Source organism: Bacillus cereus group sp. MYBKT111-2 (genome assembly GCF_051915205.1).
Taxonomy (GTDB): domain Bacteria; phylum Bacillota; class Bacilli; order Bacillales; family Bacillaceae_G; genus Bacillus_A; species Bacillus_A paranthracis.
On the sequence record NZ_JBQAEG010000001.1, the window covers coordinates 125,038 to 148,117 of the forward strand.

Here is a 23,080-nt window from a genome sequence, read left to right on the forward strand (position 1 = left end):
TTTATAAAGGTGTTTATACCTTAAAAAAGGTGATAAAAGGCCGAACCCCTTATCACCTTTCCAACTTTGTTACGCAGTAACAGTTTCTTCACCTTGTTTTGCTTCAAGGATCGCGTCTGCCATTTTAGATGTAAGAAGTTTTACAGCACGAATTGCATCATCGTTTGCTGGGATAACGTGATCGATTTCGTCTGGATCACAGTTTGTATCAACGATACCGATGATTGGAATGTGTAATTTGCGTGCTTCAGCAACTGCAATACGCTCTTTACGAGGGTCTACTACGAATAATGCACTTGGAAGACCTTTCATATCTTTAATACCGCCTAAGAATTTCTCAAGACGCTCTAACTCTTTTTTAAGTTGAACAACTTCTTTCTTAGGTAGTACTTCGAAAGTACCATCTTCTTGCATTCTTTCGATGTCTTTAAGACGCTTGATACGCTTTTGGATTGTTTGGAAGTTAGTTAAAGTTCCACCTAACCAACGTTGGTTAACGAAGTACATACCAGCACGAGTTGCTTCTTCTTTAATAGCTTCTTGTGCTTGTTTTTTAGTACCTACGAATAAGATGTCTCCGCCTTCAGCAGCGATGTCACGCATAACTTTGAAAGCTTCCTCAACTTTTTTCACAGTTTTTTGTAAGTCGATGATGTAGATACCGTTACGCTCTGTGAAAATGTAACGCTTCATTTTTGGGTTCCAACGACGAGTTTGATGTCCGAAATGAACACCAGCTTCAAGCAATTGCTTCATAGAAATTACTGACATAATATAGTTCCTCCTAAATGGTTTTTGATATCCTCCGTTTACTTCATCTCTAAGCGAAACTACAAACGTAGCACCAACACTTAAATCAGTAAACGTGTGTACTTTGTACTGACACCACTGCTTACTATATCATACTGAAATATTACAATCAAGTCGAAAATGCGAACAATGTAAAACTTTCTTTGTTCATACTCGAATTCTAGTATTACCAACCTACATTTCTTTTAAGCAAAAAAAGTGAAATGCAATTCATGGCCTTTCAAAAAAATGCGATTATGACGCTATGTACGAACAACATCAATCTGTTATACAAAAAAACTCTCCTCAAAAAATGAGAAGAGTTTTATAAATTAGTTTGTTTTTAATTTAGCAAGTTCATGTAAGAATTTGTCGTTTAGTACTTTAATGTATGTTCCTTTCATACCTAAAGAACGCGACTCAATTACACCAGCACTTTCTAATTTACGAAGTGCATTTACGATTACCGAACGAGTGATTCCTACGCGGTCAGCAATTTTACTTGCAACAAGTAAACCTTCTGTTCCGTTTAATTCTTCGAAGATGTGCTCGATTGCTTCTAACTCACTGTAAGATAATGAGCTGATCGCCATTTGAACAACAGCTTTGCTACGTGCTTCTTCTTCAATTTCTTCTGCTTTTTCACGTAAAATTTCCATACCTACAACAGTTGAGCTGTACTCAGCAAGAATTAAATCATCATCTAAGAACTCTTGACCAAGACGAGCTAAAACTAATGTACCTAGACGCTCACCGCCACCAACGATCGGTACGATTGTAGTTAAGCCTTGACCAAATAATTCTTTATTTTCTACTGGGAATGCTGTGTAAGCACTGTTTACATCTAAGTTTGAAGATGTTTCTGTAATGTTGAATAAGCTTTGTGTATACTCTTCTGGGAATTGACGCTCTGCAAGCATTTGTTTCATACGCTCATTCTCGATTTGTTGGTGAATTGCATAACCTAGTAATTTACCACGACGGCTTACTACGAATACGTTCGCTTCGATTACTTCACACATTGTGTCAGACATTTCTCTAAAGTTTACAGGCTTTCCTGCTGCGCTCTGTAATAACGCATTTAATTTTCTTGTTTTTGCTAATAATTCCATTTCAAAAGTTCCTCCTACATGTTACTCACATATTTTTTCATCACTTGGAAACTAGGGCGAGTCACCTGATGACACTATTACAAAATAAACTGGCTCACATCTTTATTTTTAGCAATCGTTGCTAATTTTTCCTCAACGTATTGAGGCGTTATCGTTATTTTCTCTAACGTAATTTCAGATGCTTCAAACGATAAATCTTCAAGGAGCTTCTCCATAATCGTATGAAGTCTTCTTGCTCCAATATTATCTGTATCCTGATTAACTTGATAAGCAATCTCAGCAATCTTACGAATAGCTTCGTCTGAAAATTCAATTTCTATACCTTCAGTCGCTAATAAAGCAATATATTGTTTAATTAACGCATTGTCAGGCTCGATTAATATTTTAACAAAATCATCCGTCGATAATTTTGTTAATTCTACTCGAATCGGAAATCTCCCTTGTAATTCCGGAATCAAATCTGACGGTTTAGACATATGAAACGCTCCAGCTGCAACGAATAAAATATAATCCGTTTTTACTGATCCGTATTTTGTCGCAACATTTGATCCTTCTACAATTGGTAAAATGTCACGTTGCACACCTTCACGTGATACATCTACACTATTCGACTGCTTACCAGCAATTTTGTCAATTTCATCGATAAAAATAATCCCGAGCTGTTCAGCACGATAAACAGCCTCTTGTGTAACTTCATCCATATCAATTAAGCGCTGTGCTTCCTCATTTGTCAAGACTTTTCTTGCTTCTTTTACAGAAAGTTTACGTTTTTTTGTTTTTTTCGGCATAAAACTTCCTAATGCATCTTGAAAATTCATCCCCATTTGTTCCATGCCAGTTCCCTGCAGCATATCGAACATGGAAGACTGTTGTTCAGTCACTTCAATCGATACAATTTCATCTTCAAGAAGTCCTGCAGCAAGCTTTCTTTCCACATCTTGACGTTTCTTTTCGATTTCAACATCTTCCTGTGAATCTGTTGTTTGATTCGAATTTTGAGCGCCACCAAATAGCATTTCTAATGGGTTTTTAAATCCAGATTGCTTCTCCGGACTCGGCACTAAAATTTCAACAAGACGTTGGTTCGCTTGTTCTTCTGCTTTGTCTTGTACTTTTACTACCATTTCTTCTTTCACAATGCGAACTGACGTTTCCACAAGGTCACGTACCATCGATTCTACATCTCTACCTACATATCCAACTTCTGTAAATTTCGTAGCTTCAACCTTAATAAAAGGTGCTCCAACGAGTTTCGCCATTCGTCGTGCTACCTCTGTTTTACCAACACCTGTCGGTCCAATCATTAAAATATTTTTAGGTGCAATTTCATCACGTAGATTTTCAGCTAATTTACTTCGGCGGTATCGATTTCTTAAAGCTACAGCAACCGCTTTCTTCGCATCCTTTTGACCGATAATGTATTGATCTAATTTTTCCACAATTTGACGCGGAGTAAAATGTAAATGCATATAAAATGCCTCCCTTACGATTCTACAATTCTTCCACAATTATATTGTGGTTTGTATACACACAAATATCGCCTGCAATGTCTAAACTCGCTTTCGCAATTTGCTTCGCTGTTAAATGTTCACTTGCATATTGTTTTAAAGCACGACCTGCTGAAAGCGCATAATTTCCGCCAGATCCAATTGCTAAAATACCATCATCCGGTTCAATCACTTCTCCCGTACCTGAAACAAGGAGCATCGTTGTTTTATCCATGACAATGAGCATCGCTTCTAGCTGACGTAACATTTTGTCACCGCGCCATTGCTTCGCCATCTCAACAGCAGCACGCTGCAAGTTTCCATTATACTCTTCTAATTTCCCTTCAAACATTTCAAAAAGAGTAAATGCATCAGCAACTGAACCTGCAAAACCAGCTAAAACTTTCCCTTGAAAAAGTTTACGAACCTTACGAGCTGTATGTTTCATTACAACAGCATTTCCCATTGTCACCTGGCCATCTCCAGCCATTGCACATTCTCCATTATGATGAACTGCAAATATCGTTGTAGCGTGGAAATTTCCCATAGAAAAAACTCCTTTATATGTTTTTATAGCTTTAAAAGCAATTTATGCCCGTGGGTGATGCTTCATGTAGACAGAACGCAATCTTTCTTTAGAGACATGCGTATAAATTTGTGTCGTAGACAAATTTTCATGACCGAGTAGCTCCTGTACAGTACGTAAATCTGCCCCTTCATCTAACATATGTGTAGCAAATGTATGCCTTAACATATGAGGACTTATACGCATTGTCAGTGAAGCTTTCTTAATGAGTTCATTTAATACATAGCGTACTCCTCGACTTGTCAGCGGCGTGCCTTTCGCATTTAAAAATACCATATGAGATTGTTCTTCAGTTTTCTTGGCTAACTGTTTTCTCCCGTTCTCTATATAAGTAATTAAAGCATCTTGTGCATAGCTCCCGAACGGAATATACCTTTGTTTTTTTCCTTTTCCCATTACTAAAATTGTTCCCACCGCAAAGTCAATATCGGTAAGTTGTAAATTGACACATTCACTCACACGGATCCCGGTCGCATACATCAACTCTAATAAAGCTTGATTCCTTTGACCTAACGGGGTTTCCGTATCAGAAACTTCAAATAATTCCTCTAATTCTTCAGCATATAAAAACTTTGGGATTGACAATTCTTTTTTGGGGAGTGACGCAAGTGCAAACGGATTATCCTTCCGATAACCTTCACGCATCAAAAAACGATATAAACTTCGTAAGCTTGATACTTTTCTTGCGACAGATTTACGGGCTAACTTTTCATCGTGCAACGTCGTTAAGTACAAACGAACATCCGCGTATGTAATATCTAAAAAAGAGGATATGCCTTCTCGCTCCATAAATTGCACAAAATGTTCTAAATCATTTTGATAACTTGCAATTGTATATTTTGAATAATTTCTTTCAATTTGTAAATATCCAACGAATAATTGTAACAATTTCTTCACATTCACACAATTCACCTCAATAAAGGCTACTAAATCGTATCACAACTTAGTAGCCTTTGCAAGAAATTTAACTAAATATTTACAAAATTTCGAATCGTTTCTAAAGCGCGTGTTGCATAGGCTTCATTACGTTCTGCTTTCTTCTTAATTTTCTTCTCTAACGGTGCAAACAGACCGAAGTTCGCATTCATCGGTTGGAAGTTTTTTGCATTTGTCGCAGTAATATAATTCGCCATACTTCCCATCGCAGTTACTGGTGGTAATACAACCGGCTCTTCACCTTTTACAAGTCGAGCAGCGTTGATACCTGCTAGCAATCCTGAAGCCGCTGATTCAACATATCCCTCCACTCCAGTCATTTGACCAGCGAAGAATAAATCATCACGTTGTTTATATTGGTATGTTGGACGAAGCAAGTTAGGTGAATTAATAAACGTATTACGATGCATTACACCATAACGTACAATCTCTGCGTTTTCCAGTCCTGGAATCAACTGTAACACTTCTTTTTGCGGTCCCCATTTTAAATGCGTTTGGAAACCTACGATATTGTATAACGTTCCCGCTGCATCATCTTGGCGTAACTGAACAACAGCATATGGCGTTTTCCCTGTTTTCGGATCTTCTAATCCAACAGGTTTCATCGGTCCAAATACTAGTGTTTGTCTTCCTCTACTTGCCATAACTTCTACCGGCATACAACCTTCAAAGAAAATTTCTTTTTCAAATTCTTTTAAAGGTACTGTTTCAGCAGCGATTAAAGCCTCGTAAAAACGGTCAAATTCCTCTTCCGTCATTGGACAGTTTAAATATGCCGCTTCACCTTTATCGTAACGAGATTTTAAATACACTTTATTCATATCAATGCTGTCTTTCTCAACAATCGGTGCTGCAGCATCATAGAAATAAAAGTAGTCTTCACCCGTTAATTCTTTTAATTGCGCAGAAAGATCAGGTGACGTAAGTGGACCTGTCGCGATAACAGTAGGACCTTCTGGAATTTCAGTGATTTCTTCATTCATCACAGTTACGTTCGGATGGTTTTTCACATATTCCGTTACTTTTGCCGCAAATTCATGACGATCTACTGCCAAAGCCCCTCCTGCTGGGACAGAGCACTCATCAGCTGCACGAATAATAACAGAATCCATTAAACGCATTTCTTCTTTAATAACACCAACAGCATTTGTTAATGTGTTTGCGCGAAGCGAGTTACTACATACTAATTCTGCAAATTTATCTGTGTGATGAGCTGGCGTTTGCCTTACCGGTCTCATTTCGTATAATCTTACTTGGACACCACGTTTTGCAATTTGGTAAGCTGCTTCACTTCCTGCAAGACCTGCGCCAATGACGTTTACTACTTGTGTTGTCATATATTTATCACCTTTCCTTTTCTTCCCGAAAAAAATGTGAGCAGTTACGCTCACATTTGTTGTTCTTCTTCATAATCACACGAAATACATTGTACTTGTACGCCTTTTTTCAACTTCTTCTCTACTAGCATACCTTCACACTTCGGACATTTACGGCCAATCGGCTTATCCCAAGATACAAAGTCACACTCTGGATACGTACCGCACCCATAGAAAAGACGTTTCTTTTTATTACTACGACGTTCAATAATTTGACCTTTATCACATTTCGGACAAGTAACACCGATTTCTTTCACAATCGGTTTTGTATTACGACAATCTGGGAAATTCGAGCAAGCCATAAATTTCCCGTATTTACCCATTTTAAAGACCATTGGGTGATTACATAATTCACAGTCTTCCCCAGCTGGTTCATCTTTAATTTCTACTTCACGCATTTCTTTTTCCGCTTTTTCTAAACGCGGTTCAAATCCTACGTAGAAATCATCCACAATTTTTACCCAATTCGCATTTCCTTCTTCTACTTCATCGAGGCTTTGCTCCATGTTAGCAGTGAATTCAATGTTAATAATTTCTGGGAAAAACTCTAAAATAAGTTCAATTACTATTTCACCAAGTTCAGTTGGAACGAAGCGTTTATTATCCAAACCTACATATCCACGTTTTTGAATCGTTTCAAGTGTCGGTACGTAAGTCGACGGTCTTCCAATTCCAAGCTCTTCAAGTGTTCTTACTAGACGAGCCTCAGTATAGCGCGGCGGTGGTTGTGTAAAGTGTTGCTTCGGTTCTAAATCCTTAGAAAATACGGTTTCCCCTACTTCTAAAGGTGGCAACATCTTATCCTTTTCTTCAGCCCCGTCATCTTTCGACTCTACATACACTTTCATAAATCCTGGGAACTTTACAACCGATCCACTTGCACGGAACTGAACATTATTATTAATGAGTCTCGCTGTCACAGTATCCATTATAGCAGACGCCATTTGACTTGCAACAAATCGCTCCCAAATCAATTTATACAATCGAAGTTGATCACGACTTAAGAAACTCTTTAGTTCCTCTGGCTTTCTCATTACCGAAGTAGGACGAATTGCCTCATGCGCATCTTGTGCGTTCGACTTCTTCGTTTCTTTCTTCTTTTCTGTTCCTATGTATTCCGTACCAAACGCCTCAGTAATGTAAGTACGTGCCTCTGTTTGAGCTGTTTCTGAGATACGCGTTGAATCAGTTCTCATATACGTAATAAGACCTACAGTTCCTTGTTTTCCAAGATCGATCCCTTCATACAATTGCTGCGCAAGCATCATCGTTTTCTTTGCTCGCATGTTTAACTTACGCGCTGCCTCTTGTTGCAAGGAAGATGTTGTAAATGGTAATGCAGGATTACGTTTTCGCTCTTTTCGCGTTACATTTTCAACTGAGAACGCATTATCTTTCAGCCGTTCAATTATTTCATTCACTTGTGTTTCATTCGTTAATTGAACTTTTTCACCATCTACACCGTAAAAGCTTGCTTCAAATGTGTCTTTCCCTTTCACAAATTCTGTCTTAATTGTCCAGAATTCTTCAGGCTCGAAACTTTGAATTTCTCTTTCACGTTCGATAATTAAACGAACTGCTACAGATTGTACGCGTCCTGCACTTAATCCTTTTTTTACTTTCTTCCATAATAAAGGACTAATATTGTAACCAACAAGACGATCTAGTATACGTCTTGCTTGTTGTGCATCTACTAAATCCATGTTAATCGCACGAGGATGTTTGAATGATTCTTTTATTGCATCTTTTGTAATCTCATTAAACACAACTCGGCAATCTGATTCAACGTCCACATTTAACGTATTGGCTAAATGCCAAGCAATAGCTTCCCCTTCGCGGTCTGGATCGGCCGCGAGATAGACTTTCTTTGCTTTTTTTGCCGCTGATTTTAAGTCTTTTAAGACGGGACCTTTACCACGAATGGTAATATACTTCGGGGTGAAGTTGTTCTTTACTTCTATCCCCATTTGGCTTTTAGGTAAATCGCGAACGTGTCCCATAGACGCGACAACTTTGTATTTTTTCCCTAAATATTTCTCAATGGTCTTCGCCTTAGAAGGCGACTCCACGATTACGAGGTAATCTGACATGCTAGTGCCTCCTTAAGAGGTGGATTCAAGTCTTCATTAATCTTATTGATTTCTCTTGTTTTTGTCAATCAAGAATGAATATACCATACAGTGCCTATCTACCATTTGTCAATAATTGTTTAATAAAAACATAAAAATATAAGGTTAATTTAAAATCTCTTCCAGTATATCTCCTGCATTTCTTACTAGTTTCGCTCCTTGTTGAATGAGATAATTTGTTCCTGATGCACTATCTATAAATATAGGTCCAGGCAGTGCAAATACCTCTCTATTTTGCTCTAGAGCAAGGTCTGCAGTAATAAGTGTTCCACTTCTCGATTTCGCTTCTACAACTAAAACACCTTTACTTATGCCACTAATAATCCGATTCCTTTTTGGAAAATACCATTTTTTCGGTGCATAGTGCGGAGGATACTCTGTTAATAACAATATATATTCATTCCACGCTTCATATAAACATCGATTCTCTTTTGGATATATATACGATAATCCATGTCCTAGTATCGCAATTGTTGGGCAACGCCGTCTTACTGTAATTTCATGAGACATCGTATCTATCCCTCTTGCAAATCCACTGACAATAAGCCATTCCTTTTCTAATAATGGATGTAAAATAAATTTCAAACTTTCATGTCCATATAAAGTTGGTTCTCTCGTTCCAACAACCGCTAATTTATTCGCTTTATTAAGAAAATCTTTCTCTCCTTTTCCATATAATACAAAGGGAGGATCTTGTATTTCACGTAATAATTTTGGATAATCTTCATCCCATATTGTCATATAAAAGATTCGATTTTCCTCTAAATAAGATATATATTGCGAGAGATTTGAACTTTGAAGAAAATTTACTAATTCTGAAGATTTTTTTGAGGATATTCCAGTGTAACATTCAATTTGTTTTGCATTAAAATTGTATATTCCCTTCAATTCTGGGTCGACATGTAATAGCCTCTCTATCGCCTTCCAATGGTCTGCTAACAAGCAATGGAGATGTAATAATCGTTCTCTTTTCATCTCAATTCTCCTTACCCATAATTTTTATTATGTTAACAAGAAGTTTGTAAAAAGACACCTTCAAGCAAGAAGGTGTCTTTCAACAGATTAGTAGTTTTTACAAGTCTCAAATAGACCTTTTTCTTTTAAGACAGAGATTAGCGTTTCGCCCATAACTGCTGGAGTTTCCGCTACTTTAATACCACAAGCTTCCATCGTTTTAATCTTTTCTGCAGCAGTTCCTTTACCGCCAGAAATGATTGCACCAGCATGGCCCATACGTTTGCCAGCAGGTGCTGTTTGGCCGCCAATGAAGCCTACAACAGGTTTTGTCATATTAGCTTTCACCCATTCAGCTGCCTCTTCTTCCGCTGTACCACCGATTTCACCAATCATAATTACAGCATGTGTTTCTTCATCTTCATTAAATGCTTTTAACGCATCAATAAAGTCTGTACCGTTAACTGGGTCTCCGCCGATACCTACAGCAGTAGATTGACCAATACCTTCTTGTGTTAACTGATGTACAGCCTCATACGTTAATGTACCAGAGCGAGATACGATACCTACATGACCTTTTTTATGAATGTATCCTGGCATAATACCAATTTTACATTCATCAGGCGTAATAACACCTGGGCAGTTCGGTCCAAGTAAACGTGTATGTTTACCAGCCATATATCTCTTTACGTTTACCATATCTAATACAGGAATCCCTTCAGTAATACATACTACTAAATCAATTTCTGCATCAACTGCTTCCATAATTGCATCAGCCGCAAAAGCGGGTGGAACGTATACAACTGAAGCGTTTGCGCCTGTTGCTTTCACTGCATCTTCTACAGTATCAAATACTGGTACACCTTCAATATCAGTGCCACCTTTACCTGGCGTTACACCACCGACAATTTTCGTACCGTATTCAATCATTTGTTTTGTGTGGAATAACCCTTGAGAACCTGTAATACCTTGAACAATAACTTTTGTATCTTTATTAACTAATACGCTCATTTTTCTCCCCCGCTTTCTATTAGCCCACTAGTGAAACAATTTTTTGTGCACCGTCTGCCATAGATTCTGCTGCAACAATATTTAAGCCAGACTCATTTAAAATTTTCTTACCTAACTCTACGTTTGTACCTTCAAGACGTACAACTAAAGGCAATTCAAGACCTACTTGTTTCGTTGCTTCAATAACACCTTCTGCAATAACATCACACTTCATAATGCCACCAAAAATGTTAACGAAGATACCTTTTACATTTTTGTCAGATAGGATAATTTTGAATGCTTCTGTAACTTTTTCAGCCGTCGCACCGCCACCAACATCTAAGAAGTTAGCTGGATCACCATGGTAATGTTTAATGATATCCATCGTAGCCATCGCTAAACCTGCACCATTAACCATACAACCGATATTTCCATCTAAAGGAATGTAGTTTAAGTCATATTTAGAAGCTTCGATTTCTTTTGCATCTTCCTCATCAAGGTCACGAAGTTCTAAAATGTCTTTATGGCGATATAAAGCATTAGAATCAAAGTTTAATTTCGCATCTAATGCCATAACTTTACCATCACCTGTTGTAACAAGTGGGTTAATCTCTGCGATAGAGCAATCTTTTTCGATAAAAGCACGGTATAAGCCCATCATAAACTTCACAGCTTGTCCTACAAGCTCTTTTGGAATATTGATGTTAAATGCAATTCGGCGTGCTTGGAAGCCTTGTAAGCCTACTGCTGGATCAATATATTCTTTAAAGATTTTTTCAGGTGTTTTTTCTGCTACTTCTTCAATTTCTGTTCCGCCTTCTTCAGAAGCCATTAAAACAACTTGAGAAGTTGCACGGTCTAAAACAAGACCTACATAATATTCTTTTTTAATATCGCAACCTTCTTCGATAAGTAAGCGTTTTACTTCCTTACCTTCAGGACCTGTTTGATGTGTCACAAGTGTAGTTCCTAAAATGCTCTCTGCATATGTACGAACTTCATCTAAATTTTTTGCAACTTTTACTCCGCCAGCTTTGCCGCGTCCACCAGCGTGAATTTGTGCTTTCACTACACATACATCCGTTCCTAATTCTTTCGCCGCTTCTACAGCTTCTTCTACTGTAAATGCAACCTTCCCGTTCGGAACGCTAACCCCATAGCTTCTAAGGACTGCCTTACCTTGGTACTCATGGATATTCATGGTCCCATCCTCCCCTGTTTTCCTGTTTTACTCGAAAAGTTTTTTAATGTTTAAAAAACATTACATTGCCATTGTATAAGATGATTGGCACGCTGTCTACAATAAAGTGTCAGAAAACTGAAATCGCTTTATTCTTTTTGGAAAATAGTAATGTTTATATGTCAAAATACAAAATAAGCTGCGTTTTCGCAGCTTATTTTTGAATCATATCTTTAATTGGCGCAAACGATTTTCGATGTTCTTCTAATATGCCATGCGCTTCAATCGCTTCTAAATGTTGTTTTGTGCCATATCCCATATGTTGTTCAAATCCATATGCAGGATACTTTTCTCCAAGCTCTTTCATCATACGATCTCTCGTTACTTTCGCAATAATGGATGCAGCTGAAATAGAAATACTTTTTGCATCACCTTTAATAATAGATGTTTGCGGAATTGGTGTAGGGAGTTTCATCGCATCAATTAATAAATATTGTGGTGTACAAGATAAATTCGCAACAGCATCTAACATCGCTTGTTTCGTCGCTTGATAAATATTTATTTCATCAATAACTTGCGGTGATACAATTCCAACTCCAATTGCAATTGCTTGCGCTTTAATTTCATCATAAAAACGCTCACGTTTCGCTTCACTCAACTTTTTCGAGTCATTTAACCCCGGAATATAAAAATCCTTAGGAAGAACGACAGCTGCCGTCACAACAGGCCCAGCTAACGGTCCACGACCTACTTCATCTATACCTGCGATATATGTGAGACCTTTTTCACGTAACGCATTTTCATACTTAGACATTTCTAGAAATTTTTCTTTTTCCTTTTGCGCTAACTCTTTTTGTTTATACCACTTAGAAATGAGCTTTTGTACCCCTTTACGTTCATCTTTTATTAATATTTGAAAGCGGTCGTCCTCTTCACTCATAATTTCTTGTAGTAAATGTTCCGCCTCTTGAATCGTCACTTTTTGCATTCATGCCACTCCCTTTATATACAAAAAAGAAAAGACGTACAAACGCACGTCTTATACTTCTTCTACTTTTTCTGCATCTTCTGTCTGCTCCGCAAACTCTTCTGGTGTTTCAAACGTCATTTTCCCAAGTTTGCCACCACGAAGCTCACGAAGTATAAGTTCAGATGTTTTATCATAATCAATCATTCCGCCGCCCATTAAACAGCCTCTATTTTTTCCAATCGCATCAAATAACTCCACAATATCTTCTGGAATGTCATTTAAATTATAGCGCTCTTTTAATCGCTCTGGGTAATGTTTCTCCATAAAACGTAGCGCATAAACAGCTACGTCTTGTAGATTTAAAATAGAATCTTTAATTGCACCAGTCGTAGCTAGACGTAATCCAACTAATTGGTCCTCAAATTTAGGCCATAGTATACCTGGTGTATCAAGTAATTCCATTTCCTTCCCAACTTTAATCCATTGCTGAGCTGTTGTCACACCAGGACGATCTCCTGTTTTAGCAATATTTTTCTTCGCTAACTTATTAATCAACGTAGATTTACCAACATTCGGTATCCCCACAATTAATGCACGAATCGCTCTCGGTCTAATACCTTTTGCAACCATTTTATCAAATTTCTCTTTCACTAACACTTTACAAGCCGCTGCAATTTCCTTCATACCTTGTCCAGCCTGTGCGTTAATTGAAATTGCCATATGGCCTTTTTCTTTAAAATATGCGATCCATTGCTTTGTTAAACGATCATCTGCCATATCCGCTTTATTTAAAACAACAAGCCTCGGTTTATGTGTAATAATCTCATCGATCATCGGATTTCGAGAAGATAAAGGTAATCGAGCATCTACAAGCTCAATTACAACATCAATTAACTTTAATTTTTCTGTTACTTGGCGTCTAGCCTTTGCCATATGTCCCGGGAACCATTGAATTACCATGTTGCCACCTTCTTTTTCTTTTATTTCACAATACGAGCATCTTTTAACGGCCAATATAGTATATTTGCTTTTCCAATCACTTGGTCCATTGAAATTGTACCAATCGAACGGCTATCTTTACTAAAACGACGATTATCGCCTAAAACAAATAATTGACCTTCTGGAACAGTTTTCTTCCCTGTCATTTCTTCAAGAGTGAAATCATATGTAAGCGGTCCGTCAGCAATTTGTTTTTTCTGCTTGTCTAAATACGGCTCCTCATAAGCCTTTCCATTAACATATAGTTTATCATTACGATACTCTATTTCATCGCCTGGTAGGCCGATAATACGCTTAATATAATCTTTATCTTCCGTTGCTCGGAATACAATAATATCAAATCGTTTCGGATCTCCTATGTGATAACCAATTTTATTAACAATCATTCGATCGCGATCATGTAAAGTAGACGCCATCGATACTCCATCTACGAGAATTGGCGCAAAGAAAAACTGTCTAATAACACCTGCTAATACAACAGCTATCAAAATTGCCTTGATCCATTCCCAAAGTGAACTCTTTTCTTTCTTCATGCTTTTCCCCTCCACGATTATGTAAGCTGATCGTATTATATCAAAATTTTATATAGATTGGAAAAAGGGAGCTTGTGCATTTACAAGCTCCCATACATGTCTTATCGAATTTCTTTAATACGTGCTTTTTTACCGCGAAGGTTACGTAAGTAGTATAACTTAGCACGACGTACTTTACCACGGCGAAGTACTTCGATTTTCGCGATTCTTGGCGTGTGAACTGGGAATGTACGCTCTACACCTACACCGTAAGAAATCTTACGAACTGTGAATGTTTCACTGATTCCGCCACCACGACGTTTAATTACAACACCTTCGAAAAGCTGAATTCTTTCACGAGTTCCCTCAACTACTTTTACGTGTACACGTAAAGTGTCTCCAGGACGGAATGAAGGAAGGTCAGTTTTTAATTGGCCTTTTGTAATTTCTGCGATTAATTGTTGCATATTAAATTCTCTCCTTTAAACAGATGCTCTTATAAAGTCTAAATAAATTACAGCGGAACATCGTTAATACGGCCACTGATTTCAGTAGCACAAGTGTTATAATAGCATATTGCTAGGGCTGTTGCAATAGAAAATATATCAAGCCCTTATTTGCCTTCTTTAATCTGTTCTAACCATTTCTTTTCTTGCTTAGACAATTCTCGTTCTTCCAATAAATCCGGTCTACGCGTGTATGTACGACGTAGTGATTCTTTATGTCGCCATTCATCAATATTTTTATGATTTCCTGACATTAATACATCTGGCACTTTCATACCACGAAAATCAGCTGGACGTGTATAATGAGGATGCTCTAATAAACCTGTACTAAACGAATCCTCGACTTGTGAAGCATGATTCCCTAGTACTCCTGGCAGTAGACGTACAACACTATCAGTAATAACCATAGAGGCTAACTCTCCACCAGTTAACACGTAGTCACCAATAGAAATCTCATCTGTTACGAGATGTTCACGAATTCGTTCGTCATATCCTTCATAATGCCCACATACAAAGATTAAATGTTCTTCCTCTGCAAGCTCTTCCGCTTTCTTCTGAGTAAATCTTTCACCCTGTGGACACATTAAAACAACTCTCGGCTTACGCTCTGTCTCTTTCGTTAAATCTTCTACCGCATCAAAAATAGGCTGAGGAGTTAATACCATCCCAGCGCCACCACCATACGGATAATCATCCACGCTATTATGCTTACTCGTTGTATAATCGCGGAAATTGACAACACGAAGCTCTACCGCTTCTTTTTCTTGTGCTTTCTTTAAAATTGAAGATCCAAACACACCTGTAAACATATCTGGAAACAATGTTAAAATGTCAATTTTCATTATAGTAGCCCTTCCATTACATGAATGGTTACTAATTTATTCTCAATGTTAACTTGAAGTACAACATCATCAATATAAGGAATTAACAGATCTTGACCTTTTGGACGTTTAATTACCCAAACATCATTTGCACCAGGGGATAAAACTTCTTTTATTGTCCCTAACGCTTCTCCTTCTTCTGTTACAACGTTGCAACCAATAATTTCATGATAGTAGTATTCACCTTCAGCTAGTTCGCCTAATTGATCTTCAGGTACTTTTAAAAGAGAACCTTTAAACTGTTCTACTTCATTTACATTCCCATATCCTTCAAATGTCAATAAATCGAATGTTTTATGTTGACGATGAGAAGTAATCTTTACTGGGAAAGGCTCTCCACCTTTTTCATTCGATATGTATAACGTATTCCCTACTTTATATCGCTCTTCTGGAAAATCAGTACGAGAAACCACACGAATTTCTCCTTTTACGCCATGAGTATTTACAATTTTCCCTACGTTAAACCATTTTGTCATAAACAGTATGTCACCTCTGGTTTCTATATAAATTAAGCATCTCCATTTCATATATGGAACATGCAACTTCTCTTTAAATGTTAAAAAAGGGAGAGGAATAACTCCTCGCCCTTTTTACGTTTATTGAATTTCCAGTGTTACTTTTTCACTATTGTGATGTCCCACTGAATACAAGAGCATTCGAATTGCTTTCGCAACTTTCCCTTGCTTTCCAATGACTTTTCCAACATCCTCAGGATGTACAGTTAATCGATACTTTATCTCTCCGTTGTAAAGTTCCTGTGTAACTTTTACTTCTTCAGGATGATCGACAAGAGGCTTGACAATCGTCTCGACTAACTTCTTCATAGTCATTGCCTCAATTACTTACCTTGTTTAGATAAGTGGAATTTCTCCATGATACCTTGGTTAGAGAATAAGTTACGAACTGTATCAGATGGTTTAGCACCATTTCCTAACCATTTTAATGCTGCTTCTTCGTTGATCTTAACTTCAGCTGGTTGAGCAACCGGATTGTAAGTACCGATTTCCTCAATGAAACGTCCGTCACGAGGAGAACGAGAATCTGCAACAACTACACGATAGAAAGGAGTTTTTTTAGCTCCCATACGTTTTAAACGAATTTTAACTGCCATTTATAAAGCACCTCCGAATTTATTTCACACAGATAATTATATTAGCAAAAAGACTATTGCTTTGTAAAGTATTTTTTCTTAACAGAGCCATCTTTTTTCCTTACATGAATGGAAACTTCAATCCACCTAGTCCTTTTTTCTTACCTTTTTGCATTCCAGTCATCGTTTTCATCATCTTTTTCATATCATCAAATTGCTTGATTAAACGATTAATTTCTTGTACCGTTGTACCGCTACCTTTGGCAATGCGTTTTTTGCGACTAGCATTGATTATTTCCGGCTGTTCTCGCTCTAATTTAGTCATAGAACGAATAATTGCCTCAATATGCCCAATTTGTTTTTCATCAACTTGTGCATTTTTCAGCCCTTTAATTTTATTTGCACCAGGAAGCATTCCTAACAATTCGTCAAGCGGTCCAAGTTGACGCACTTGTCCAAGTTGTTCTAGGAAATCGTCAAGCGTAAACGAAAGCGTACGCATTTTTTGCTCAAGTTCTTTTGCTTTCTCCTCATCAACTGTAGCTTGCGCTTTTTCAATTAATGTTAAGACGTCTCCCATCCCTAAAATACGGGATGCCATACGTTCTGGATGGAACGCTTCAAGTGCATCTAGTTTTTCACCCATACCAGCAAATTTAATTGGCGTATTTGTAACAGCTTTAATAGATAATGCCGCACCACCGCGCGTATCACCATCTAGCTTCGTTAATACAACTCCTGTTAAACCTAACTGTTCATGGAAACTTTGTGCAACATTAACCGCGTCTTGTCCTGTCATCGCATCGACAACAAGGAAAATTTCATCCGGTTTCGCAACTTCTTTCACTTTCGCTAATTCATCCATTAGTTCTTCATCAATATGCAGGCGACCTGCTGTATCAATTAAAACATAATCATGATGATCTTCTTTCGCTTTTGCAATCGCTTGTTTCGCAATTTCAACAGGACTTACTTGATCTCCTAAAGAGAATACAGGCATGTCCAATTGCTTCCCTAATGTTTCAAGCTGTTTAATCGCTGCAGGACGGTAAATATCCGCTGCAACAAGCATCGGTTTACGATTATGCTTTTTACGAAGCAAATTCGCAAGCTTACCTGTCGTCGTTGTTTTACCTGCACCTTGCAGACCAACCATCATAATAACAGTCGGTGGCTTATTAGCAACAGCAATTTTGCTTTGCTCTCCGCCCATAAGTTCTGTAAGTTCTTCCTGCACAACTTTAATTACTTGTTGTCCAGGTGTCAAACTTTTCATTACATCTTGTCCGACAGCACGTTCAGACACACGCTTTACAAAATCTTTTACTACTTTAAAGTTAACGTCCGCTTCTAAAAGAGCTAGACGAACTTCTCTCATCATTTCTTTCACATCGGCTTCAGAAACTTTTCCTTTGCCGCGGATTTTTTGCATCGTCTGTTGAAGTCGGTCGGCTAATCCTTCAAATGCCATATTGCCGCCCTCCTAATCTAATTTTTCGATAGCTTCAACAACTTGTTTCATTTCTTCATTCACATGCTCTTCTTCGCTGATTAGCTGTTTTAGCTTTGCAACAAGTCGCTGTCGCTCTTGAAACTTTTGAAGTAATACTAATTTTTCTTCATATTCTTCAAGCATCGCTTCAGTCCGTTTAATGTTATCATACACGGCTTGGCGACTTACATCAAATTCTTCCGCAATTTCACCAAGAGATAAATCATCAAGATAATAAAGCGACATATAACTTCTTTGTTTTTGCGTTAACAACGATTGATAAAAATCAAATAAATAGTTCATTCTCGTTGTTTTTTCGAGCATGTTGGATCATCCTTTGTTAAGTGATTTCCCTTTACATGAATTAGTTTACATGGAGTACAAAAGAGTGTCAAGTTTTTTTCTTAACATCACATATTTTTTATAGAAAAAGAAGCGGAAAATACCGCTTCTTTCACTTATACTTCTTCTGTTTCTACTAAATTCGCAAATAAACCATATACATATTGTTCCGGATCGAACTGTTGCAGATCATCCATTTGCTCTCCTAATCCAACGAACTTCACCGGTACATCCATTTCGTTACGAATCGCTAATACAATACCACCTTTAGCAGTTCCATCTAACTTCGTTAAAACAATACCAGTAACATTCGTTGCTTCACGGAATGTTTTCGCTTGACTTAAACCGTTTTGTCCTGTTGTAGCATCAATAACAAGTAATACTTCATGAGGAGCTCCTGGTACTTCACGCTCAATTACACGCTTTACTTTCTCTAACTCTTTCATTAAGTTCACTTTATTTTGTAAACGTCCTGCTGTATCACATAGTAATACATCTACTTTACGTGCTTTTGCAGCTTGTACAGCGTCATACATAACCGCTGCTGGATCAGACCCTGATCCTTGTTTAATCACTTCTACCCCAACGCGATCGCCCCATACTTCTAATTGTTCAATCGCTCCAGCACGGAATGTATCTCCTGCTGCTAATAAGACAGACTTACCCTCTGATTTAAACTTATGAGCCATCTTACCAATTGTTGTCGTTTTACCTACACCATTAACACCAACAAATAAAACAACTGTCAAGCCATCCTTTTGCATATTAATTTCATTAGTAAAATCACTGTCACCTTTATAAATTTCTATTAATTTTTCCGAAATAACAGCTTGTACTTCTCTTGGATCTTGAATATTACGGCGTTGTACTTCTTCTTTCAGCTGGTCAATTAATTCCATCACTGTCGAAACGCCAACATCTGCACCGATTAAAATTTCTTCTAATTCTTCGAAGAAATCTTCATCTACTTTACGGTAACGAAAGACTAAATCATTTACTTTATCTGCAAACGAATTTCTCGTTTTTTCTAATCCTTGTTTAAACTTCTCTGTTACCGTATCCGTTTGTTTTGAAATTTTTTCTTTTAGTTTTTTAAAAAAGCTCATACTGTCCCATCCTTCCTATTTGCTTGCAACTAGTTCTTCTCCATCATCTAAACGAACCGAAACAAGTTTAGATACCCCTGACTCTTGCATTGTTACACCGTACAATACGTCAGACTCTTCCATTGTACCTTTTCTATGTGTAATTACAATAAACTGTGTCTCATCACTAAATTTCTTTAAATACTGGGCAAAACGGGCAACGTTTGCTTCATCAAGAGCAGCCTCTACCTCATCTAGTACACAGAATGGGACTGGGCGCACTTTTAAAATACCAAATAACAGTGCAATTGCCGTTAAAGCACGCTCTCCACCTGAAAGTAAACCTAAGTTTTGCAGTTTCTTCCCTGGCGGTTGTGCTACGATATCAATACCTGTATTTAATAAGTCCTCTGGATTCGTCATGACTAAATCCGCTCTACCGCCTCCAAATAATTCAGAGAACACCGATTGAAACTCCATTCGAATTCCTTCAAATGTAGTAGAAAAGCGTTTTTTCATTTCTTCATCCATTTCAGTAATAAGTTGGTGCAACGTCGTTTTTGCTTCTTCCAGATCATCTTTTTGCTCTAGTAAGAATGTATGACGCTCTGCCACACGCTCATACTCCTCAATCGCTCCTAAGTTTACTGTGCCTAGCTCTTCGATGGAGAGTTTAATTAGTTTCACCTTTTTACGTGCATCCTCAGCAGGCATCACCATTGTATACTTCAGTTTTGCCGCTTCAAATGAAATCGTATATGTTTCACGTAAATGTTGTAATCTATTTTCTAACTCTACATCAAGTCGGTTTATTTTTACTTCTTGATCTTTCAACATCTCAAGAATGTATTTATGTTTACCTGTTGTTTCTTTCAGATTACGCTCTAACTGCTCTACTCTCTCTTGTAACGATACACGTTGTTCGCGACGAGAGCGAATTAACTCTGAAGTTTGATTACGATCATATGCTTTCTTCTCAATCATATTCGTAATCTGCTCTTCACCACTTGAATTCGATGTCATTTCTTGTTTTAAGAATGCTAAATCCTCTTTCGTTTTGACAAGTGTTGCATCCGTTTCTTCTTTTTCTTTCGTCAATCGTTCAACTTTTTCTTTTTGATTAGATAAGCGTTGTTGCTTTTCAGCCGCCAACACTTTCAATTCAGTCATTTCTTTTTGAACTTTTTCTTTCGAAGAATGCTGCTCACTTTTTTGTTTTGTTAAAGCTACAATTTTGTTATCTAATTCCGTAATCTCCGCTTGAAGAGTTGCTAAAATCTTTTCTAGATCTTCTTTACGCCCTTGTATCTTCACTTGATCTTGTAAGAATCCTTCAATCTCTAAATCGTAAATAGATAAACGATCATTAATACGATGTTCCTCTAATTCTAAGCGATTAATTTCTTCTCTTAATTTCTGTTCATCTACACGTTCCGCTTCTACACTTTGCCTTAATTCGCGTATTTGCACTTCTTTTTCTTGAATCTCTTGCTTTACTGCTTTAACAAAGTTTTCTAACTTCGTCGTTTTTTCTTCCATATCAGTTAACTTGCTCGTCCACTCTTCTAATTCACGTTGACGTCCTAATAAAGAAGATTTCGCTTGTTTTACCGCTCCACCTGTCATAGAACCGCCAGGGTTCACTACATCACCTTCGATTGTTACAATGCGATAACGGTATTGTAGTTGTTTCGCCAACTCATTCGCCCCACGTAAATCTTTTGCAACAATAACAGTACCTAATAAATTTGAAACTACATTTTCATATTTATTGTTATATTGCACAAGTTCTGCCGCCACACCTACAAACGATGGATGCTGATTTACAATACGTAATTGCTCAAATGATAACGATCTACCTTTAATAACAGCTTGCGGTAAAAACGTTGCTCGTCCATGTTTATTCTGTTTTAAAAACGCAATTGCATTACGAGCATGCTCTTCTTTTTGTACAACTATATGCTGCATCGCTGCACCTAGAGCAATTTCCATTGCAATTTCATATTCTTTCGGTACCGTTAGCAGCTCTGCAACAGCCCCCTCAATACCTTGCAACCTATTTTCTCGAGCTTTTAATACTTCACGTACCCCTTGATAGAAACCAGAGTAGTCCTCTTGCATCTCTTCTAGCATTTCTTTCCGAGAACGTGCCTGTTGTACAAATTGATACGCTTGATACAGTTTTGTTTCATTTTCACTATACTGCGCCTTGCATTTCCCAAGTGCCGCTTCTGTCTTTTGTATATTCGAAAGGATTCCAGCTACTTTTTCTTTTACTTGTTCATAACTTTCCACAAGTTTTGTCTTTTTCGCTGTAATTTCCATACGCATTTCTACATATTTCGCATTTTCTTCATCAAGGCGTTCATTTTTTGAGTTTTGTTGTTTAGATTGTTCTTCAATCATTGATAACTCATTACGATGGCTAGCTTGTTGATTTAAAAGTTCAATATAGTCACCTTTTAAATTCTCAATTCGTTCCTCTAAATCGTCAGCAAACGTTGCAAGCAATTGCTCATTATCATGCAATTTCGTCTCCAGCTCTTTTACATGATTTACAAATTGCATCAACACTTCTGTACTCGATTCAATTTCACCATCATAACTTGTAGCTTTTTCTGTTAATTCAACAATTAACTGTTCAAGTTGTGCACAATGCGTCGTTGCATTTTGCTTTCTTTCTTTTAATAGCTCACGCTGTCCTTCTAACTTTTCTAGCTCTTTACTAGAAAGTAAAAGTACTTCTTGCAGGGAATCTACAGACTCATCTACTGCTTGTAATTGGCCTCGTAATTCCTCTAGCTCTTCTTCACCTTTTTGTAAATGCGTTGACATTTTAGCTTCTTCGTTTTTATTATGCCCAAACTGATTTCGAAGCGCTTCCCATTTCTCATGCAATTCTTCAATTTCATGTACAATAAGCGCTGCTTCTACTTTCTCTAATTCTTCTTTTTTCTCGAGATAATCCTTTGCAATAGAAGCTTGTCTTTCTAAAGGTTCTACTTGACTACTTAATTCGTGAATTATATCTTGTACGCGATTTAAGTTTTCTTGTGTGTCTGCTAATTTACCTTCAGCTTTCTTTTTACGAAGTTTGTATTTCAGCACTCCCGCCGCTTCTTCAAATACACCACGACGTTCTTCTGATTTACTACTTAAAATCTCTTCAACTTTCCCCTGGCTAATAATCGAAAAAGCTTCTCTTCCCATACCAGAGTCCATAAATAAATCGATAATATCTTTCAACCTGCATGATTGTTTATTAATATAAAAATCACTATCACCAGAACGAGATACACGACGCGTTACACACACCTCATTATATTCAATCGGTAAACGTTGATCTTCATTATTTAAAGTTATTGTTACTTCAGCAACATTAACTGCTCTTCTCGTATCACTACCTGCAAAAATAATATCTTCCATCTTTGCACCACGTAATGATTTTGCCGATTGTTCACCAAGTACCCAGCGAATGGCATCAGTAATATTACTTTTTCCGCTTCCATTAGGTCCTACTACAGACGTTACACCTGGGACGAAATCGACAGATACACGCTCAGCAAAAGACTTAAATCCTGCTATTTCTAATCTTTTTAAAAACACGAAAGGCCTTCCTCCTATTCTCCGTTGCTATAAATGTTATTTATACAAAAACAACATT

22 protein-coding genes are annotated in these 23,080 nt (G+C 37.5%); all 22 read right to left on the minus strand.

What is annotated here, in order from left to right:
* Positions 1–69 precede the first annotated feature (69 nt).
* The 22 genes from rpsB to smc all read right to left on the minus strand — a co-directional run bounded on the left by rpsB (position 70) and on the right by smc (position 23,022).
* Positions 70–771, minus strand: a complete 702-nt coding sequence (gene rpsB, locus ACTFNE_RS00590) for a 30S ribosomal protein S2 (RefSeq protein ID WP_000111483.1) — start codon at positions 769–771, stop codon at positions 70–72.
* A 350-nt stretch (positions 772–1,121) separates the two neighbouring features.
* Entirely contained in the window at positions 1,122–1,901 is a 780-nt protein-coding gene (gene codY, locus ACTFNE_RS00595; RefSeq protein WP_000421288.1) for a GTP-sensing pleiotropic transcriptional regulator CodY, read from the minus strand.
* 77 nt (positions 1,902–1,978) lie between these two features.
* Positions 1,979–3,370, minus strand: coding sequence for an ATP-dependent protease ATPase subunit HslU (gene hslU, locus ACTFNE_RS00600; protein WP_000550081.1), 1,392 nt, complete (start codon positions 3,368–3,370; stop codon positions 1,979–1,981).
* 22 nt (positions 3,371–3,392) lie between these two features.
* Complete coding sequence (hslV, locus tag ACTFNE_RS00605) at positions 3,393–3,935, minus strand: ATP-dependent protease proteolytic subunit HslV (RefSeq protein WP_000526271.1); 543 nt, start codon at positions 3,933–3,935, stop codon at positions 3,393–3,395.
* 42 nt (positions 3,936–3,977) lie between these two features.
* On the minus strand, positions 3,978–4,877 hold the full coding sequence (xerC, locus tag ACTFNE_RS00610; protein WP_001101228.1) for a tyrosine recombinase XerC: 900 nt from the start codon (positions 4,875–4,877) through the stop codon (positions 3,978–3,980).
* Between the two features lie 65 nt (positions 4,878–4,942).
* Positions 4,943–6,247: an FADH(2)-oxidizing methylenetetrahydrofolate--tRNA-(uracil(54)-C(5))-methyltransferase TrmFO gene (gene trmFO, locus ACTFNE_RS00615; RefSeq protein WP_046198542.1), complete on the minus strand. Its 1,305-nt coding sequence runs from the start codon at positions 6,245–6,247 to the stop codon at positions 4,943–4,945.
* A 50-nt stretch (positions 6,248–6,297) separates the two neighbouring features.
* Positions 6,298–8,376: a type I DNA topoisomerase gene (gene topA / locus ACTFNE_RS00620; RefSeq protein WP_046198501.1), complete on the minus strand. Its 2,079-nt coding sequence runs from the start codon at positions 8,374–8,376 to the stop codon at positions 6,298–6,300.
* Between the two features lie 144 nt (positions 8,377–8,520).
* On the minus strand, positions 8,521–9,390 hold the full coding sequence (gene dprA / locus ACTFNE_RS00625) for a DNA-processing protein DprA (protein WP_046198500.1): 870 nt from the start codon (positions 9,388–9,390) through the stop codon (positions 8,521–8,523).
* 87 nt (positions 9,391–9,477) lie between these two features.
* The gene (gene sucD, locus ACTFNE_RS00630) at positions 9,478–10,380 is read right to left on the minus strand and encodes a succinate--CoA ligase subunit alpha (protein ID WP_000115178.1); all 903 of its coding nucleotides are present in this window, start codon (positions 10,378–10,380) and stop codon (positions 9,478–9,480) included.
* Between the two features lie 19 nt (positions 10,381–10,399).
* On the minus strand, positions 10,400–11,560 hold the full coding sequence (gene sucC, locus ACTFNE_RS00635) for an ADP-forming succinate--CoA ligase subunit beta (protein ID WP_001020785.1): 1,161 nt from the start codon (positions 11,558–11,560) through the stop codon (positions 10,400–10,402).
* 193 nt (positions 11,561–11,753) lie between these two features.
* Positions 11,754–12,527: a ribonuclease HII gene (gene rnhB, locus ACTFNE_RS00640; protein ID WP_046198499.1), complete on the minus strand. Its 774-nt coding sequence runs from the start codon at positions 12,525–12,527 to the stop codon at positions 11,754–11,756.
* 51 nt (positions 12,528–12,578) lie between these two features.
* Positions 12,579–13,469 (minus strand): ribosome biogenesis GTPase YlqF, encoded by an 891-nt coding sequence (ylqF, locus tag ACTFNE_RS00645; protein WP_000236698.1) that lies wholly within the window; start codon positions 13,467–13,469, stop codon positions 12,579–12,581.
* Between the two features lie 20 nt (positions 13,470–13,489).
* Positions 13,490–14,041 carry a signal peptidase I gene (gene lepB, locus ACTFNE_RS00650; protein ID WP_000711857.1) on the minus strand — a complete coding sequence of 184 codons (552 nt, stop codon included), beginning with the start codon at positions 14,039–14,041 and terminating at the stop codon, positions 13,490–13,492.
* A gap of 101 nt (positions 14,042–14,142) precedes the next feature.
* Positions 14,143–14,487, minus strand: coding sequence for a 50S ribosomal protein L19 (rplS, locus tag ACTFNE_RS00655; RefSeq protein WP_001186516.1), 345 nt, complete (start codon positions 14,485–14,487; stop codon positions 14,143–14,145).
* 146 nt (positions 14,488–14,633) lie between these two features.
* Positions 14,634–15,368, minus strand: a complete 735-nt coding sequence (gene trmD, locus ACTFNE_RS00660; protein WP_000686892.1) for a tRNA (guanosine(37)-N1)-methyltransferase TrmD — start codon at positions 15,366–15,368, stop codon at positions 14,634–14,636.
* Positions 15,368–15,883 (minus strand): ribosome maturation factor RimM, encoded by a 516-nt coding sequence (gene rimM / locus ACTFNE_RS00665; RefSeq protein WP_000170268.1) that lies wholly within the window; start codon positions 15,881–15,883, stop codon positions 15,368–15,370. The genes trmD and rimM overlap by 1 nt, the downstream gene beginning before the upstream one ends.
* 120 nt (positions 15,884–16,003) lie before the next feature.
* Entirely contained in the window at positions 16,004–16,231 is a 228-nt protein-coding gene (locus tag ACTFNE_RS00670) for a KH domain-containing protein (RefSeq protein ID WP_270705097.1), read from the minus strand.
* Between the two features lie 14 nt (positions 16,232–16,245).
* On the minus strand, positions 16,246–16,518 hold the full coding sequence (rpsP, locus tag ACTFNE_RS00675) for a 30S ribosomal protein S16 (protein ID WP_000268750.1): 273 nt from the start codon (positions 16,516–16,518) through the stop codon (positions 16,246–16,248).
* A 100-nt stretch (positions 16,519–16,618) separates the two neighbouring features.
* On the minus strand, positions 16,619–17,968 hold the full coding sequence (gene ffh / locus ACTFNE_RS00680) for a signal recognition particle protein (RefSeq protein WP_000863461.1): 1,350 nt from the start codon (positions 17,966–17,968) through the stop codon (positions 16,619–16,621).
* Positions 17,969–17,980: 12 nt separating this feature from the next.
* Positions 17,981–18,313 carry a putative DNA-binding protein gene (locus ACTFNE_RS00685; RefSeq protein WP_000891062.1) on the minus strand — a complete coding sequence of 111 codons (333 nt, stop codon included), beginning with the start codon at positions 18,311–18,313 and terminating at the stop codon, positions 17,981–17,983.
* 134 nt (positions 18,314–18,447) lie between these two features.
* Positions 18,448–19,437 (minus strand): signal recognition particle-docking protein FtsY, encoded by a 990-nt coding sequence (gene ftsY, locus ACTFNE_RS00690; protein WP_000007648.1) that lies wholly within the window; start codon positions 19,435–19,437, stop codon positions 18,448–18,450.
* Between the two features lie 15 nt (positions 19,438–19,452).
* Positions 19,453–23,022 (minus strand): chromosome segregation protein SMC, encoded by a 3,570-nt coding sequence (gene smc / locus ACTFNE_RS00695; protein WP_270705098.1) that lies wholly within the window; start codon positions 23,020–23,022, stop codon positions 19,453–19,455.
* Positions 23,023–23,080: the final 58 nt, after the last annotated feature.